Genomic DNA, 15,988 nt, shown 5'->3' with positions numbered 1-15,988 from the left:
ACCCACACCTCGCATATGCACTACCCCTACGACAACTTGACGCAAACGTCACTTCATGTTCACACTGACCCGGAAACAAACACTCATTCGTTTATCTGGGAGGAGACAGAATGAAGAAGACACTAGCAGCGATCGCAGCCGTTGGTTTGTTGATGGCCAGCCCTGCCTTGGCTGATCCGGTTCATGGCACATGGAAAAGCGCCCCGGGCGATGATGGTGCCTACATCCACGTAAAGATCAATGATTGCGGCAGCAAGATCTGTGGCACGATCGTCAAGGTGATTGGCAAGAAGAATCCGACGTCTTTGGGCAAGAGCATCATCAAGAATATGATGTCTGATGGCGGTGGAAAATATTCCGGCGGCACCATCTGGGCACCGGACAAGGACAAAACCTACAAAAGCAAAATGTCGCTGAACGGCAACGCACTGAAAGTCTCGGGTTGCGTTGCGGGCGGCCTGTTCTGCCGCAGCCAGACCTGGACCCGCCTTTAGACTCACATGACGTTTCTTCAGGGCGGGACCGATGGTACGCCCTGAAGACCCAGACGGCTGCCAAAGGCAGCAAAAATCTATTGACTTCTTTCTCACGCACCCCAAATTCCAAACCATGGCAAAACGGCTAGCGGCTCAAAATTCCGCCATCTTGCAGATATCAGATCCGCACCATATTCTGGAGCGGCCCTTGATCTGCAAATGATCTGGCACCATGATCCGCCCCCTTGTTGGAGGAATTAATTTTGGGACTTTTCAGCGCGCTTGATCGCAGCAACATCAACATAGACTTCCGCGACGACATGCATGCCAAGGCGACATTGATCACCGCCATGTCGGCCCTGGACGGCGAAATCTCGAAAGACGAAATCGACATTGCGCCGATCGTCAAGGCCCTCTGTGTCGGGCTCGACAACACAGATCAGGCCAAGGATCATTTCAAAAGCCTCAGAGAAACCTACTCCACCCCGGAAATCATAGCAGCAGCCTTTAGCTATATCGAACCCGAAGCCCACCGCACGGTCTTCTTTGCCGCCTGCATGGTCACCATGGCCGATGGCTTTGTCGATTTTGACGAGCAGGAAGCCTTGTTTGATATGGCCACACTATCACCAGCTTTGTCAGACGACATTGCCAGCCAGATCGTTGGCGTTGCAGGGATGCTGATCAAGGAAAAGAAGCACCAGCAGCAAAAGCAGGCCTAGCGATCTGTGCGTCAAACCGAAGCGGCAACCGCACAACGCAAAAGGTTACCGCCCGACATTGTGCCACAAGCATTCACGCGGCACCTTCACCACGATGTGGAAAAATGAAATTGGCTTTGCATCACCAAAGAAACTGTCCTATGAGCTATTCCTCATGAGGTCTCTTGGTTCCCATGGCAACCACAAGCAAGACCATCAAGCCGCTATAGCTCAGCTGGTAGAGCACCTGATTTGTAATCAGGGGGTCGGGGGTTCGAATCCCTCTGGCGGCACCACTTTTTCCCCGCAAGAATCGAAAAATTCGCCAATAAAATCAACGTATTAGATCAGGATTTTCCCGATATCGAATTTTCGGCTTTAGGTTTTTGTGCAACTTCCACCAGCATCCGCACCGCACCAGACACAGCTATGAGCCAGAGAGTTTCGCCAAAAGATCATCAAGTCGACGGTTGATTTGAGCATTTTCTTGGCGGCTTTCATCCCGCATATCTTTAAGCCCTTGATCAATTCGGCCAATGTGTTGATGCAAATCATCACGGCGAACATACTCATCTCTGATCCGGTTCACACGCTCATGAAGACGGTCATCACCGTCCCTGATCTGCTTAGACAAATTCCGGCATCTCACGATGATGCCCCCGATCAAGGCAGGCAGAGACAGGATGTTGCCCTCAATCATGCCGCGTCTCCCTTTCCAGTTCTGGGTTTGAATTTTTCAAGAAATGGAGTTGGCTGCAGATGATCATTCCCACCCACCAGATGCGGAATAGGTTGTGGCAGAACGTCGGTGGAAGCTCTGATTGACGGAAAAAACTGGAATGAGAGGTTCGTAGGTCAAAACTGATCTGACAAATTGCCGCCTTCCAAACGGCAACTGTCAGACCAAGTCTAAACCTCTACAAGCCAATGCGTCATACGACCATCAAGCTTGGCATTGTCTAGCAGAGCAACATCATGACTCGATGTGCATTTCGAGGCCAACAATCATGAAGCCCATGCACGCCCCATTGACCTCAGTGATGTTCAGCATACTCAAACGAAACTGAAGTCATCTGCTCCCAGTAGGGTGTGATTGAAGTTATTGAGCACGACCGTTGAACCATCAAACTGCACGATTGTGTCAGCACCATCATCCGAAATTTTTACTTGGCTGAAAGTGTTGCTGCCCGTTGCGATTCTGATCGTGTCGATGCCATCTTCAAAATCGGTAATGATGTCAAATTCGCCGGATCTTTGGAAGATAAACGTATCTGCTCCAGTTCCACCAGTGAATATGTCATTGCCACTGTCGTCGAAGAAGATGTCGTTGCCAGCACCACCGCGTAGAATATCTTGTCCATAGGCTCCATTCAGGACATTGTTGCCCGAGTTGCCTGTGATGATATTGTTCAGCCCGTTGCCCGTGCCATTGATGTTGCCGGCCCCCAGAAGGCTCAGATGCTCCAGATATTGGGAGTGATTGCGCAGCGTAAAGGAGACGTAGCTGAACACCTGATCGGTTCCGCTGCCCGCACTTTCCTCAACTCTGTCACCGACATTGTCGACATAATAGACATCATTGCCGGTCCCGCCAATCATGCGGTCCGCACCATTGTCATCCTTGAAGATGTCGTTGCCAGCCCCCCCGCGCAAAAGGTCGTTTCCATAGGCTCCGTTCAAAACATTGTTGCCAGCATTGCCAGTGATGGTGTTGCCCAGACCATTGCCTGTGCCATTGATATCGCCGGATCCCAGAAGGCTCAAATGCTCCAGATATTGGGAATGATCGCGTAGCGCGAAGGAAATATAGCTAAAGACCTGATCCGTTCCGCTGCCCGCACTCTCCTCGACCCTGTCACCGCCATTGTCAACATAATAGACATCATTGCCGGTCCCACCAATCATACGGTCGGCACCAATATTGTCTTTGAAGATGTCGTTGCCCGCACCACCCCGCAGAATGTCGTTTCCACCGGCCCCATTCAAAATATTGTTGCCCGAATTGCCTGTGATGGTGTTGTGCTGCGCGTTACCCGTCCCATTGGTGTTGCCAGACCCCAGAAGGCTTAGATGCTCCAAATATTGGGAGTGATCGCGCAACGCGAAGGAGATGTAGCTGAAGACCTGATCGGTTCCGCTTCCAGCACTCTCCTCAACTCTGTCACCAACATTGTCTACATAATAGACATCATTCCCGGACCCACCGATCATGCGGTCTGCACCAACATCGTCCTTGAAGATGTCGTTGCCAGCACCTCCGCGCAGAACGTCGTTGCCATAAGCCCCATTCAAGACATTGTTGCCCGAGTTGCCCGTAATCGTGTTGCCCAGACCATTGCCTGTTCCATTGATGTTACCGGGCCCAAGCAGGCTCAGATGCTCCAAATTTTGGGAGTGATCGCGCAGCGCCAACGAGATGTAGCTGAACACCAGATCGTTTCCATTGTCCGCATTTTCTTCAATAGTGTCTCCGACATTGTCGACATAATAGACATCATTGCCAGCGCCGCCTGCCATGCTGTCCGCCCCTTCCCCGCCATTGAGCACATCATTTCCGGCCCCAACAGTAGGTGGTTCCCCAATCGCACCATTCACAGACACATGAAGCTCATATGTTCCGCCCACCGGAATGGGCGAAAGGCTCGAATAAGATCCAACAGCCACATAATAGGTGCCCGCGCTTCCAAGCGTATGGGACAGGTATGAATCATGTGAGTCAACACTTCCCGGATCGCCGCCATAGTCGTCGTCACTATAGCTTAGCTGGTTACCGGAACTATCATACAGAACGATCCAGCTATCAAAGTCCGAAGCGCCAATATTTTGGTCGGCATAATCAATGTCCAAGACAACCGACAACCCGGCAGCTGCCACTGTGAAACTGTAATAGTTTACACTGCCACTTCCGGTCCCCTGTACCGTTGCATGTGCCTGGGTTGTTGAATTCTGAATATCTTCATCAAAGCCCAAAGTGAACAAGCTGTTAAGGGACAGAGATGAGGGAAATAACGAAGACGAACTGTCTCCATCACCGAGAAGCACATCGTCGCCATCACCACCCACTAGCCGGTCGTTGCCTTCTCCCCCCAACAGGTTGTCATTGCCTGATCCACCCAACAGTTGGTCATTGTCATCCCCACCGAGCAGGCTATCATTGCCGCTGCCACCATCCAGAAGATCGTCTCCCCCATTTCCGGAAATTGTATCGTCACCACCCAAGCCATAGATGCCATCGGCAGTATCACCGCCAGCAAGGGTGTCTCCGGAAGAGGTTCCTGCTTCCGTCACCTCAGCGTCGATGGAAGCCAATGCGTAACGAATGGAATCGGCAAAATCAGCGCTATCACTCTCAATTGTGACCACAACACCAGTGCCCAGCTCGTTGGCCAGATTTTGATATGTAGAAACCTCACCTGAGGCCACAGCAAAAATGGGAATGATGTCATTGGAGGCCATAAGTGCCGCGATGGATGCGATGCTTTCGTAATTGTGATAGCCAGCATCGGTTGCCAATATGAAAATCCGAGTTGAGCCGGATTGATAGGACAGGCTTGAATCCGTGGAGGCCTGAAGAAGCGCTGTAAGCTGTGCTTCAGGTGTGTCTCCACCGCCTGTGGCATTCATTGAATTATAAGTTGATACAAGACTTGAAGTCGATTGTGTGAAATCCGCCTCCACACGATAAACATAGCTATCACCAGTATCTCTGAATGAGGTGACTGCGAAACGTGAATTTGCATAGGCATTTTGAATTACCGCAGCGATATCGTCCACCGCCGCCCTCATAGAGGGAAGATCATCAATGAACGAAGCGGTAAGATCCTGCAGGAAGACAACATCCAGAGGGCCTGTCAGAGGCGCCAACGCGACTTCGCGATCACTGAACACCGCATACTCAATATCGCGGACGGTATCTGTGCCATCGCTGCGATCACCACCAGTATGAGCGATGGTGAAACTGCCATCTATATTCTCGGTAATGGAGTATTCGGAGTAGGCGCCGGAATAAATGGCCTTGTCTCTTCCGTCTCCACCCTGCAAATTGTCATTGCCGCCGTTACCACGCAGTTCATTGCTGCCCTGATTGCCGATGATTGTGTCGTTGCCACGACCACCATTGGCGTTTTCAATCAGTGAACGCAAATCTCCTTCAAAGAGAAGCGCATTGGCAACATTGCCTCTTGCCAGATAATCGGATCGGCTCCCTCCGTTCAAATCAGCCAATTGCGCCTGTGAGAATATAGACCATTCACCGGGATTCAGATTGATACTGAGGTCCGTCGTGTAGTTGCTCAAATCGTAGGTATCGACACCGTTTCCATCCCAGATGGTTCTAAATATCCGATTTTCGACCGGCGTCCCCTGTCCGGCACCATTGATCGACATTTGTCCTGAGCTTGGGTCAAAGGTGTAAACCGTGTCTCCACTCCAAACATTGCCTGAGGCAGAATAATCAGCGCCATACATATATTGAAGAGCAGCGATGTCATACATCATGTAGGATTGAGCGTTGCCGCCAATCTCATTCTCGCTGGGGTCTGTAAAGCTATCGCCGACATGATCGCGATAGGTCATCACTGAGAATTCGTTGGAATCGACATTTGAGGGAAGCGCCCCAAAAGGATTGCCGGAATCGTGGCCATGCGTCAGGCCAAGGGTATGCCCGATTTCATGCATGAACCCTTCATTATACGCATACGATCCCAGACGCGGATCGTCGTAGTTCCCGTCATTTCGGTACCATGAATCTCCGGCTTCATCCGACCCGTAAGGAAAGTAACCAGCAGCTGTTGGGGTATTATTCAAGGTCATGGCGAACCTGAGCTCCGCATGGGTGGTGCTCGATTCTGTCACTTCCGTGAAAGTCAAATCCGTAAAGGATTCAATCTCGTTGTAGAGACTTCTTACGGCGTCCTTTTGAACGCTGTTGAGGGCTTCGAAGCCGAGGTCAGGCTGTTCGCTGCCATAAGTGGATGCATAAAATGAGGCGCTTGTTGGGAAACTGAATTGTAGGCTGCTTACGGCCCATTTCGTATCATGAAGAACGCCTTTCCAGACTTCGCCAGGATCACTCACGGAAGCTGTAGACGCAGTGAGACCGTCGCCAGACTCAGAGCCAGACAGTGGAGTAAAAGTTTGACCGTGAAAGTCCGGCAGCCCAATGCCACATAGAGTGCACATCCTAAAACCTCGCTATTCTCTGAAACCCAACTTTGTTTGACTCAACAATTCACGTTTCTCGGCGTCACTGAGAAAGCATGGCTTTAAAACAACCAGACCATCCAAAAACTTTTTTTCTTCCAAGCTGTTCAATATTTCTGTTTCCGATTCAGAGAAAACCGGTGTGATGGACACCAACGCTCCGTCAACAGATTTGGATAGCCAAACAGAATTTGTTTCTTTGGACATGCCCGATGAGCATTCAATTAGGAAGGCCGCTGATCCCTTATGTGAAATCCGGACGGCATTGCATTGAATTTTAGAATCCACAACATTGCTATTGTAGAATTCCAATATAGCCTCGGTGGATCTTTTCTCCATCATTTGCAAAGACATGATACCGCTAGACATGGCCGGCCTTAAGACTGGGAAAGACAACAAAAATATCGATGACAAAAAAAGAATACGGAGAATGATCATAAAAATTCCACCAGCTACATTCACCAAGTTGTAACTAATACAAACCAAAGAAAGTGTCAATTCTTTTTAACACGTACAGGTTGCGTTATAACGATAACCCAAGCAGTCTCGGTTGCTCCGGTGCAGGTCGCAGAACCATCATGTCAACGCATTGAAGCGGCTTGAGATAACGAGTAATTTCATTACAATAAAACTTACTCGAACTTGCTGAAAATGCGAGGGAGATCTCCGAACCCCAATCGAAACCATCCGAGGACCTCTATGGAACGGTCCGGCTTATGGTTTTCCACTTCATTTCATTATGCGCAGGTATCGGCATGGTTTGGAAGGGTCAAAAAGGGGGAGCCGGTCTGGGACAGACACGGGCCATCGGGAGTTGGGTTTGCTCTGGTCCTTCGTGCCAAAGAAAACATGATTTGGTGCGGATAGGGAAAACTCGTCCCGAAGACGCATACTCGAAACGCAATAAACCGAGTTGAAACAACAACCTGCTTCGCAAGCCCGCCAAATGGCCGCACAGACAGAACTGACAAAACTGGTTGAAGATGTCACGCGCAAGCAGGTCGTGATGAAAGTGAGGCGCGATCAGGGGCAATGCTGGAAAAAGTCAATGCGGCAGTCGAAGCACCCACGGCTCAGATGCAACCAATGGTCGATCGCTTCAACCCACCCTCACTTCCGGCACCAAAAACGAAGTTTAAATTCATTAAATTACAATCGCTTGCTTAGAAGAACCAATCTCTGGCAGCACCACTATCCTACCCTTTTGCGCAACGTCTCAAAGACCATTTCAAACGCCGCTTTCGTCTCAAATCCAAAGTCGGCAATTTGCGTATGGCCTGCAGCATGTTTGATGACAATGAAGCGCATCGCGGCTCGGCTGGCAGATTGTTGATTGACAGATCGGATCGTACGATACGGAATGGCAATTATCTGGTTGGAAAAAGGATTCTTGGGCAACAGAACCCGGTCTTCTTCAAACCGGATCTGACGTTCCCCATGCCGCTGCATCGCCCACGCACGGGCCATAATGAAAATCGCAGTAAAGGCCACCAAAGCCAGTGCCCCATACAGGAATGCGCCTGCCGGATATCCGACAGGCATGCCAATGAAACGATCCGGCTCGGTCCATGCCATGAACAGCATCAACCCGCCAAACAGGGCGATCAAAAGCCCGATCAGACAGACAGATGGCCCTTGCAAGTGATAGGGGAAAGACTGGATTTCCATGCGGGTCTTATTCATTTGCAGGATCACGCCAACCAAAATAATTCATAAAGGCAGTAAAACAGCGTCAACCAGGCAATCCCGTAGATCAGATAAGCGGTCTGACGGTTGCGCACGGCCCCTTTTGCTTCCTCTTCTGCCGAGACATAAAGGCTTTCCTCGACCGGGACAGACAGGCGGGGCTTTTTCACTGCTCCAACGACGGGAGCATGACGGGCCAGCGCGAACTGTCCGGCCCAAAAGGCATATCCCCCAAGCCCGATCAAAAGCAAAGCGATGATGCTGTTGCCCGGAGCCTCCAGTAGGAAGCCCATTGCCACCCCAAGGAGGCCAAGCACAAAACCCGATAGCGCGGTTGAACGCCGGGATGATGCACATTCAATGACCTCACGATGATCACACTGCGAACAGACATAGAGAAATCGGATGCCTCCTCCGCCCCAAGAGCCGCCCAGCCCGGCCTTCCGGGCCTGAAAGCCATGCTTGCTGCAGACGGGACATTGCCTGATTTCCTCAGGCAGAACGACTTCTCTCATAACGGTCACACCCAAATTGTCGCGCGTCTCCAAAAACTGGCACAGCGCTATTTTCGGCGCAACCGCTATAAATGCACCATTCCGCAGGCAGGATGCCGCAGGTCAGCCCCTTCACGGTCGGCACGATCAGGTATCAAGCAATGGCACATGAGCGGCGACCACCAGCCGTGCCAGTTCGGTGCGATTGCGGGCATTGGTCTTGCTTAGCACCGATCTGATCTGACTTTTCACCGTCTCGCGCGACACCCCGCGCATATCGGCGATATGGTCATATGTATATCCCTTGAGATAATGGGTAAGGCTCTCGGCCTCGGCTTTAGACAGCCCGAAACTGCCTGCCAGCGACAAGCCATTGGTCGCCAGTTGCCATTCCGGTGCGATGGCGAAAATGATCGCATATCCGCGACTGACAGGACCATCAAAGGCGCTGAAACGCACAGGCGAAATATCAAGGCTGAGCGGGTCTTTTTCCAGTCCGCGCGACAAAGAGGTGGTCACACCGCTATGCAGGCTCTTTTTCAGGCTGCAATCGGCCGCGCGCAATATCTGATGGGCGAAGGCTCCTTCTGCATCCGGATCCACAGCCCGCAACCTGCCGTCTCCCCCTGCCCGCAAGGCATCTCCTTCCGAAAGCAGTCGATCAAAGGCGGTGTTTTTCAGCACGATCTCGCGCGCGTCAGTCACAATTGCCGTGCCGATCGCCAAACGGTCCAACACTTCAAGCACCATGGCATAGCGCCGCCGCAATGCCGTCAGCATCCGACCAGAATTGAGCGCCCGCGCAATATAGGGTGCCATCATTGCAAGTTGCTGCCCAGCCCCATCCGGAATCTCGTCATGCTCCTTGGAAAACTGGACGGTCAGAATGTCCCGCCAAGGCTCGCCCCGATTGAGGACCACGCCGATCCGGCGAAAAATATCGATGGATTGGATCGAGGTGGCAAAAGGCTCAAGCTGTCGCATATCATCAGGAGCCACCTGCCGCAGCCCCATTGGCAGCAAATCCGTATCGAGAAACAGATCCCCATTTTCCGCATTGCGCATCAGGGTCTGAATTTCGGAGTATAATGCGCCTTCAGACTGGGCCGTATTGACGGCATAGTCCGCGACGACCTCCTTTTGCAGATTGCTGCTGAAAACCGTAAAGGCCAGATCGGGCAAGTCGTAGGGATCGTGATGGACGCCGGTTTCATGATTGAAATAGTTGATGACAGCGGTGTGGGCAAAACAGGCATCACGAATCCGGTCAACGGCTTCTGGCCACAAGCTCTCGTCGATGACCGCTTCATAGCAGCTGGCCACCGCATCCAACACCGGCTTCACATCCATCCATCCCCCTTCCGGCGCACCAAAGGGCGTGCCGCTCTGTGTCCAGTCACGCAGCAATGGCTGCTGGCAACCATCGTGAAACCAGCCGCTTACACGATTAATGTAGAACGATAACAAGAGCGGATGCTACCATTGATCCGCATTTTTGACAATCAAACCTGCATCGCTCAGACCCATCCCAATGGCACATGCGCGTCTTGCGATGCGGATCTGACACGCTTCAGAGCTCCTTGCGCCAAGGCGGATTTGCCCCTTTGCGCGACACATTGATCGCTGCCACTTTCGAGGCAAAACCGAGCGCTTCGCGCATCTGATCGTCGGAGATCGTCCGAACCGCATCTTTTGACAAAAGATTCAGCTCAGCCAGTTTGGCAAGGATGCCTGCATTGAACGTATCGCCAGCCCCGACCGTATCGACCACCTCGACGCGCTCGGAAACAACCGAGACTTCCCGACCATCAGCCAGATAAGCGGTCGCCCCTTCGGCCCCCTTGGTCACCAGCAGGATCGCAGGACCGGTCGCCAGCACCGCCTTGACCTGTTCATCAAGGCTTGCCGCATCCGGCATCATCCAGTTGAGGTCCTCGTCCGACAGCTTGACGATATCCGCATGGGCAAACATGCCATTGATCCGGGTCCGGTAAACATCCGCATCCGCAATGAAGCCGGGGCGTACATTGGGGTCGATCATCACCAGATGGCCAGCAGCTTCACGGGCACACAAGGCCTCATAGGTGCGAGCGCAAGGCTCGACCGCGAGGCTGATACCTCCAAAGAAAACAGCCTCGATCGTGTCTGGAACCTCTCCGACATCTTCAAGTGCAATCATCCGACCCGCGGAATTCTCGTCATAGAAAAAGTAACTGGCATGGCCATTTTCCAACTTCACAAAGGCCAGCGTCGTGGGGCGATCAGATCGTTTGCACAGACTTGTGGCGACCCCGCTTTCGGCGAGAAAATCCTGCAATTGCTGGCCGAACATGTCCGATGATAGGCCAGTCAGAAATTCCGTACCAACCCCAAGGCGCCCCAAGGCAACGGCTGTGTTAAAGACAGCGCCACCAGAGCAAGGTTGAAAAGCATGCACACCGGGCTCGATTTCAGCCGGGATCATGTCAATCAACGCTTCCCCGCAACACAGAATTCTGGCTTGATCGCTCACTGTCTTTCTCCGTTTTCTTATCCAGCCCTTTGCCGGAACCCTTTCCCGGACCACAGGCTTTTATTCATGTCCACACATTGATATGGCGCAGAACCGCACCAGCGGCCCGAGCCGCATCCACCGAAAAAACAAATCCCAGCGCCTCAGCTGCCGTCCGTTTCAGTGAAAACCGCTTGCGGTGTCTGGATGATCTGCTGAACACCTGACGTCTCGCCACGCAGCTGTGCCAGCATCGCCCGTCCCATCAGCTCGCCCGCTTCACGAATATCTTCGGAGAACCGCTCAAGACCCGGATGGATCTGTTCAAGGATAACCGAGTTGGTCTTGACGACGGCGTGATAGTCGACCCCACGCTGCCGCCCAAGCTCACGCAAGCCAGAATGAACCGCCAGATAGGAGCCTTCCCCCAAGCAGACGAACCCGTCGATGTCATTGGGGCCATTGGGGCCGAAATAGCTATCGACCCAGCCACGCATATCAGTCACGGAGGATTCCAGCGACAGATTTTCAGGGATGACATAATCCATCCCGCGCTCGCTGACCGCCTTCATGAAGCCATAACGCAGATGCTGATGCAGGGTAAATTGATCGCGTGGCAGAATGATTGCGATCTTCTTGCAGCCCTTGTTGGCCAATCGGGTCGCCGCCCGATAAGCAAAGGCCTCATTGTCGAAATCAACAAAATTATGAGCCTGCGAAAAATCGGTCCGCCCGTGGCTGATAAAGGGAAAATCCTTCTCCAGCAAATATCGGATCCGTTCATCGAAGTTGCGTGTCCGGGTCAGTACGATGGCATCGGCCAGATTGTTCTGCACCAGCCGCCGTATCGGTTCCATATCGTCATCTTCGGTGAAGGTGGGCGTGATCGTCAGGTGATAATCCGTGCCGCGCAGCGACTGCGACAGACCGGTGATCATCGAACTGCCGAAATCGAGCATTTCATCCCACGGATTGAGCACCAAGGTGATGACCCGCGTTTTGCCAGTCCGCAAACGCTGCGCCGCCCTGTCGGGAACATAACCGATCTCGGAAGCAACACGCGCCACTTCCCTGCGGGTTGCCTCGGCGATTTTTGGATCGCCCTGCAAAGCCCGTGAAACTGTCGTGACGGCCAACCCCGTCATTTCTGCAATCGTTTTCTGTGTTGGCCTGATATTCCCTTTTGTCATTCGTATCCGTTTCCGATATCGTGTCATCAAGGAGCCAAGTTGCGGCCACCAGCCTTTAACACGTCATCCTGACGCATTTGCCCGAGTCCCTGCGGCACTATACACCGGTTTCCAAACAGATAGGACCTATCCTTAGCTATCAGTTTGAAACGATTTAAGGGACTTTTGGCAAGGTATCTTCTTCACATACCCCGGCTGTTTCGCAACGGCAACCCTATTATTACACAGTGCAGATATGAACAGGACAAGACCATGAAACGTTCCTATATCAACGAGATCCTGAAGGAAGGCGACGCCTTCATTCGCTCTTTCGGATATGTGATGCCACCTTTTGCCTATCTCTCGCCCGAAGAGATGAAGGCGGCCGACCATTCCATCTATGTGGAGCGCGGCATGGGCTGGGATATCACTGATTATGGATTGGAAAAGTTTGACGAACTGGGTCTTTTTCTGTTCACCGTACGCAACGGCATTGCCGAAGACCTGAATAAAGGCACCGGCATGCTCTATGCCGAAAAGATCATGATCAGCCGCAAGGACCAGCTTTCCCCCATGCATCGCCACTATATCAAGGCGGAAGACATCATCAACCGTGGTGGTGGCAAGCTGGTACTGGAGCTGTTCGCCCCCAATGAGGACGGCACGATCAACCGCGAAAAAGATGTCACCGTGCCGGTCGATGGTCGTCTGGTCACCTTGCCAGCGGGCGGTCTGCTGAAACTCGATCCGGGCGAGAGCGTCACCCTGATGCCGGGTGTCTGGCATGCCTTTTGGGGTGAAGGCGGCGATGTGCTGATTGGTGAAGTTTCCACCGTCAATGACGACCGCACCGACAACTGGTTCGAAATGAAGATTGGACGCTTCTCCAACGTCGAAGAAGATGTCGCCCCGACCCATCTGCTGGTCTCAGACTATGACAAGTTCCTCTAAGACGGGGCACAACTGACGATAGGTCACCTTCAGGCCAAACAAATAACCCGTCACCAATGCATCGAGGCAACGAGCCTTGCTAGCACCGGTGGCGGGTTTTTCATTGCCGAGAGGTCAGGCGTCTGATCACTCGTAGAAAATCGGGCGGGGACGGCCCTCTTCTCCAAGTGCAACAAAGACAAATTCCGCTTCGGTGACAATATCGGACTTGTTGGCATAACGCGGCCGCGCCCAGACATCGAGATGGATGGTGATCGAGCTGGTGCCAACTTTGGACACCGTCGCATAGAGGGTCACCTCGTCCCCCACCTTGACCGGGCGGATAAATTGCATACCTTCGACCGAAACAGTCGCACAGCGCCCCTGCGCCACACGCGCAGCCATATTGCCGGCAGCCAGATCCATTTGCGACATCAGCCAGCCACCAAAGACATCACCCGCCGGGTTGGTATCCGCCGGCATGGCAATGGTGCGCAGGATCAGTACACCGTCCTTTTGCTGTCGCCCATGGGAAGCCAGCTTTCTGGCCCGCTCCAACCGCTCCTGGCACTCTTCAGTCATACTATCGCTTCCCTAAGCTGTTCCACACAAAGTGGCCGATCATCGATGCGGTCCGACTGTAATGATCTGGTACCAAAAGGGAAATGCAACGATTGCCTATTGTGCAAAAACCAGACAATCCGGCACCTAGCTGGTGGTCGAAAGCCGATAGCCCGGCGCGGTAGTCGCTCGCACATGGGTGATCGGGGCATCATTCAGCCACGTCGTCCTCTCGATATGAAGCAAGGCTGATCCGGGCGCAACAAGCATTTGTTCTGCAATCTCGCCCAAGGCAGCCTCGGCATAAAGCTGCACCGAACAGCGATTGTACGGCCGGTTGCGCACCAGCCATTCATTGGCATTCTGGCGCTTGAGATCGACCTTGAGGATCTCGGGCACGGTTTCAAGGCTGATCCAGCGATCCTCATAGATGAAGGGCTTGCCATCTGACAGATGCAGCGCCTTGATATTCAGCATCACTTCCCGCTCCACCAGTCCCATCACGGCAGTAACTGATCCGGGCGCCAACAGATGCCGACAATCGACCATGTGATAGGCATAGACAGCACCACTCATTTCAACTTCCAGCCGGGTAACCGGAATATCGAGCCGGGTGCGGGTCACCGGATCGGTACAGACGATGGTGCCCCCCTTGCGGCGGCGCTCGACAATCCCGCTCTCCGCCAGGGACCGCATGGCCCGATGAACAGTCGTCCGGGCACATCCCAACTCTAGCGCCAGATCCTCATCGCGCGGCAACTTGTCCCCCGGCCTATAAGTGGCATCGAGAATGCGCGAATGGATAAGCTCCCGAATATCGGACCAGCTGTGTTTTTGGTCGGAAGTCAAAGTCAATGATCCAGTTGCTTCATCACCGCCTTGTAGCGATCCACGATGGCATCGCGGGCAATATGGCGGCCTTGTTTGACGATAGGACGGCCCGCACTCCACACATCCGTGATGCAGCCCTGCCCGCGCCCTGAGAAAATCAGGCTATCCAGTATCACATCCCCTTCACGGCCACAAATACACTCATTGTCGGTGTCCAGCGCAATCAGGTCAGCCTCAGCTCCCGCCTCAAGACCACCTGCTGCCCTCTGGGCTGCCTGAGCTCCACCAGCTACGACGGCATCAAACAAGAACCGACCGGTTGATTTCTCCGTCGTGGCGTAGGCTGCGCGGCTTCGATCTCGCAAACGTTGGGAATATTCCAACTGTTTGAGCTCTTCCCAAAGGCTGATCTGTATATCACTGTCCGAACCGACACCGATCTGGCCACCCGCTTGGGCAAAGGCGACGCCATTGAAGATGCCATCCCCCAAACTGCCTTCGGTGATCGGGCACAAGCCCGCCACCGCACCGGTATTCGCAAGCCCGACCGTCTCATCGCTGGTCATCTGGGTGCAATGGATCAAACACCAATTGGGCTTCACGTCATGGTTGGCGAGCAGCCACTCCACCGGACGTGCCTTGCGATGAGCAACCAGCTCCTCGACCTCAGGCACCTGTTCGGCCAGATGCATATGCAACGGCTTGTCACCGGCCAATTGCACCGCCCGTTTCAAGCCCTCCGGATCGACCGCCCGCAAACTGTGCGGCGCAACGCCAATAGTCCAGTCATCAGGGCCCGAAAGAACCGTGGCTTCGGCCTCCTGATACAGCTTGGCAAACTGATCAAAATCGTTGCCAAATCGTCTTTGCCCGCCCACCAGAGGACGCTGGTCACAGCCGCCATATTGATAAAAGACCGGCAGCAGGGTGAGACCCAGCCCCGTCGCTTGCGCTGCCGCAGCGATCCGATCCGCCATCTCGCTCAGGCGATCATAGGCGACGCCCCCTTGAGCATGGTGGAAGTAATGAAACTCCGCCACCGAGCCAAAGCCCGCCTCGGCCATTTCCATAAAGGCGAGCGCCGCGATCGCTTCCATCTGGTCCGGCGTCAACTGGTCAAGAAACTTGTACATCAAGCGCCGCCAGGTCCAGAAACTGTCCTTCGGATCCGGGCCCTTGGCCTCCGTCAGTCCGGACATGGCCCGCTGGAAGGCATGGCTATGCAGATTGACCGGCGCAGGCAAGATCAGGTCAGCATGATGATCCGCCGGCTCCATCGGTCCCGCTTGTGGAGAAATGCGTTCGATCTTTCCCGCCTTGGTGAGACAAATATCGACATTCTTTGCCCAACCAGTGGTCAGAAGCGCCGATTTTGCACGGATTTTCATCATGGAATTTCCCCTCGAGACAATGAAGCAAAATTGCAGTTGACATTATTATGTTGCTA

14 protein-coding genes and 1 tRNA gene are annotated in these 15,988 nt (G+C 53.3%); 4 read left to right on the top strand and 11 right to left on the bottom strand.

The annotated features are described in order from the left end of the window. Positions 1-110: 110 nt before the first annotated feature. The 3 genes from FDK21_RS03590 (at position 111) to FDK21_RS03580 (ending at position 1,473) form a co-directional block, all read left to right on the top strand. The gene (locus FDK21_RS03590) at positions 111-494 is read left to right on the top strand and encodes a DUF2147 domain-containing protein (protein WP_138147542.1); all 384 of its coding nucleotides are present in this window, start codon (positions 111-113) and stop codon (positions 492-494) included. A gap of 245 nt (positions 495-739) precedes the next feature. Continuing rightward, on the top strand, positions 740-1,198 hold the full coding sequence (locus FDK21_RS03585; protein ID WP_138147541.1) for a TerB family tellurite resistance protein: 459 nt from the start codon (positions 740-742) through the stop codon (positions 1,196-1,198). 199 nt (positions 1,199-1,397) lie between these two features. Continuing rightward, positions 1,398-1,473 (top strand) — tRNA-Thr (locus FDK21_RS03580). 131 nt (positions 1,474-1,604) lie between these two features. On the opposite strand, the gene FDK21_RS03575 is transcribed toward FDK21_RS03580, so the two are convergent. From FDK21_RS03575 to FDK21_RS03540, 8 genes are all read right to left on the bottom strand, one after another. After that, positions 1,605-1,877 carry a hypothetical protein gene (locus FDK21_RS03575; RefSeq protein ID WP_138147540.1) on the bottom strand — a complete coding sequence of 91 codons (273 nt, stop codon included), beginning with the start codon at positions 1,875-1,877 and terminating at the stop codon, positions 1,605-1,607. Positions 1,878-2,230: 353 nt separating this feature from the next. Beyond that, positions 2,231-6,253, bottom strand: a complete 4,023-nt coding sequence (locus FDK21_RS03570; protein ID WP_171021936.1) for a M10 family metallopeptidase C-terminal domain-containing protein — start codon at positions 6,251-6,253, stop codon at positions 2,231-2,233. A gap of 117 nt (positions 6,254-6,370) precedes the next feature. Then, entirely contained in the window at positions 6,371-6,817 is a 447-nt protein-coding gene (locus FDK21_RS03565) for a hypothetical protein (protein ID WP_138147538.1), read from the bottom strand. Between the two features lie 753 nt (positions 6,818-7,570). Beyond that, positions 7,571-8,062 (bottom strand): hypothetical protein, encoded by a 492-nt coding sequence (locus FDK21_RS03560; RefSeq protein ID WP_138147537.1) that lies wholly within the window; start codon positions 8,060-8,062, stop codon positions 7,571-7,573. A gap of 8 nt (positions 8,063-8,070) precedes the next feature. Then, a complete protein-coding gene (locus FDK21_RS03555; protein ID WP_138147536.1) occupies positions 8,071-8,580 on the bottom strand; it encodes a hypothetical protein in 510 nt (169 codons plus the stop codon). Between the two features lie 126 nt (positions 8,581-8,706). Continuing rightward, on the bottom strand, positions 8,707-10,026 hold the full coding sequence (locus FDK21_RS03550; RefSeq protein WP_138147535.1) for a helix-turn-helix transcriptional regulator: 1,320 nt from the start codon (positions 10,024-10,026) through the stop codon (positions 8,707-8,709). Positions 10,027-10,129: 103 nt separating this feature from the next. Then, complete coding sequence (locus FDK21_RS03545; protein ID WP_281405401.1) at positions 10,130-11,071, bottom strand: carbohydrate kinase; 942 nt, start codon at positions 11,069-11,071, stop codon at positions 10,130-10,132. A gap of 143 nt (positions 11,072-11,214) precedes the next feature. Beyond that, positions 11,215-12,240 (bottom strand): LacI family DNA-binding transcriptional regulator, encoded by a 1,026-nt coding sequence (locus FDK21_RS03540; RefSeq protein ID WP_171021935.1) that lies wholly within the window; start codon positions 12,238-12,240, stop codon positions 11,215-11,217. Between the two features lie 252 nt (positions 12,241-12,492). On the opposite strand from FDK21_RS03540, the gene FDK21_RS03535 reads away from it, so the two are divergent. Continuing rightward, positions 12,493-13,170, top strand: coding sequence for a D-lyxose/D-mannose family sugar isomerase (locus FDK21_RS03535; protein WP_138147534.1), 678 nt, complete (start codon positions 12,493-12,495; stop codon positions 13,168-13,170). A gap of 126 nt (positions 13,171-13,296) precedes the next feature. Here FDK21_RS03535 and FDK21_RS03530 read toward each other — a convergent pair whose 3' ends face one another. From FDK21_RS03530 to FDK21_RS03520, 3 genes are all read right to left on the bottom strand, one after another. After that, complete coding sequence (locus tag FDK21_RS03530; RefSeq protein ID WP_245418438.1) at positions 13,297-13,632, bottom strand: acyl-CoA thioesterase; 336 nt, start codon at positions 13,630-13,632, stop codon at positions 13,297-13,299. A gap of 225 nt (positions 13,633-13,857) precedes the next feature. Then, positions 13,858-14,559 carry a GntR family transcriptional regulator gene (locus tag FDK21_RS03525; RefSeq protein WP_138147533.1) on the bottom strand — a complete coding sequence of 234 codons (702 nt, stop codon included), beginning with the start codon at positions 14,557-14,559 and terminating at the stop codon, positions 13,858-13,860. Between the two features lie 2 nt (positions 14,560-14,561). Further along, complete coding sequence (locus FDK21_RS03520; RefSeq protein ID WP_138147532.1) at positions 14,562-15,932, bottom strand: formimidoylglutamate deiminase; 1,371 nt, start codon at positions 15,930-15,932, stop codon at positions 14,562-14,564. Positions 15,933-15,988 lie beyond the last annotated feature (56 nt).

The organism is Cohaesibacter sp. CAU 1516, assembly GCF_005771485.1.
GTDB classification, from domain to species: Bacteria; Pseudomonadota; Alphaproteobacteria; order Rhizobiales; family Cohaesibacteraceae; genus Cohaesibacter; species Cohaesibacter intestini.
This window is presented reverse-complemented; position numbering and strand designations above follow the sequence as displayed.

Bases quoted from the DNA above. Each gene is read 5' to 3' on its own strand.
- FDK21_RS03555 (WP_138147536.1), bottom strand. From the start codon at position 8,580: ATGAGAGAAGTCGTTCTGCCTGAGGAAATCAGGCAATGTCCCGTCTGC.
- FDK21_RS03535 (WP_138147534.1), top strand. From the start codon at position 12,493: ATGAAACGTTCCTATATCAACGAGATCCTGAAGGAAGGCGACGCCTTC.
- FDK21_RS03565 (WP_138147538.1), bottom strand. From the start codon at position 6,817: ATGATCATTCTCCGTATTCTTTTTTTGTCATCGATATTTTTGTTGTCT.
- FDK21_RS03590 (WP_138147542.1), top strand. From the start codon at position 111: ATGAAGAAGACACTAGCAGCGATCGCAGCCGTTGGTTTGTTGATGGCC.
- FDK21_RS03530 (WP_245418438.1), bottom strand. From the start codon at position 13,632: ATGCCGGCGGATACCAACCCGGCGGGTGATGTCTTTGGTGGCTGGCTG.
- FDK21_RS03575 (WP_138147540.1), bottom strand. From the start codon at position 1,877: ATGATTGAGGGCAACATCCTGTCTCTGCCTGCCTTGATCGGGGGCATC.
- FDK21_RS03560 (WP_138147537.1), bottom strand. From the start codon at position 8,062: ATGAATAAGACCCGCATGGAAATCCAGTCTTTCCCCTATCACTTGCAA.
- FDK21_RS03540 (WP_171021935.1), bottom strand. From the start codon at position 12,240: ATGACAAAAGGGAATATCAGGCCAACACAGAAAACGATTGCAGAAATG.
- FDK21_RS03520 (WP_138147532.1), bottom strand. From the start codon at position 15,932: ATGATGAAAATCCGTGCAAAATCGGCGCTTCTGACCACTGGTTGGGCA.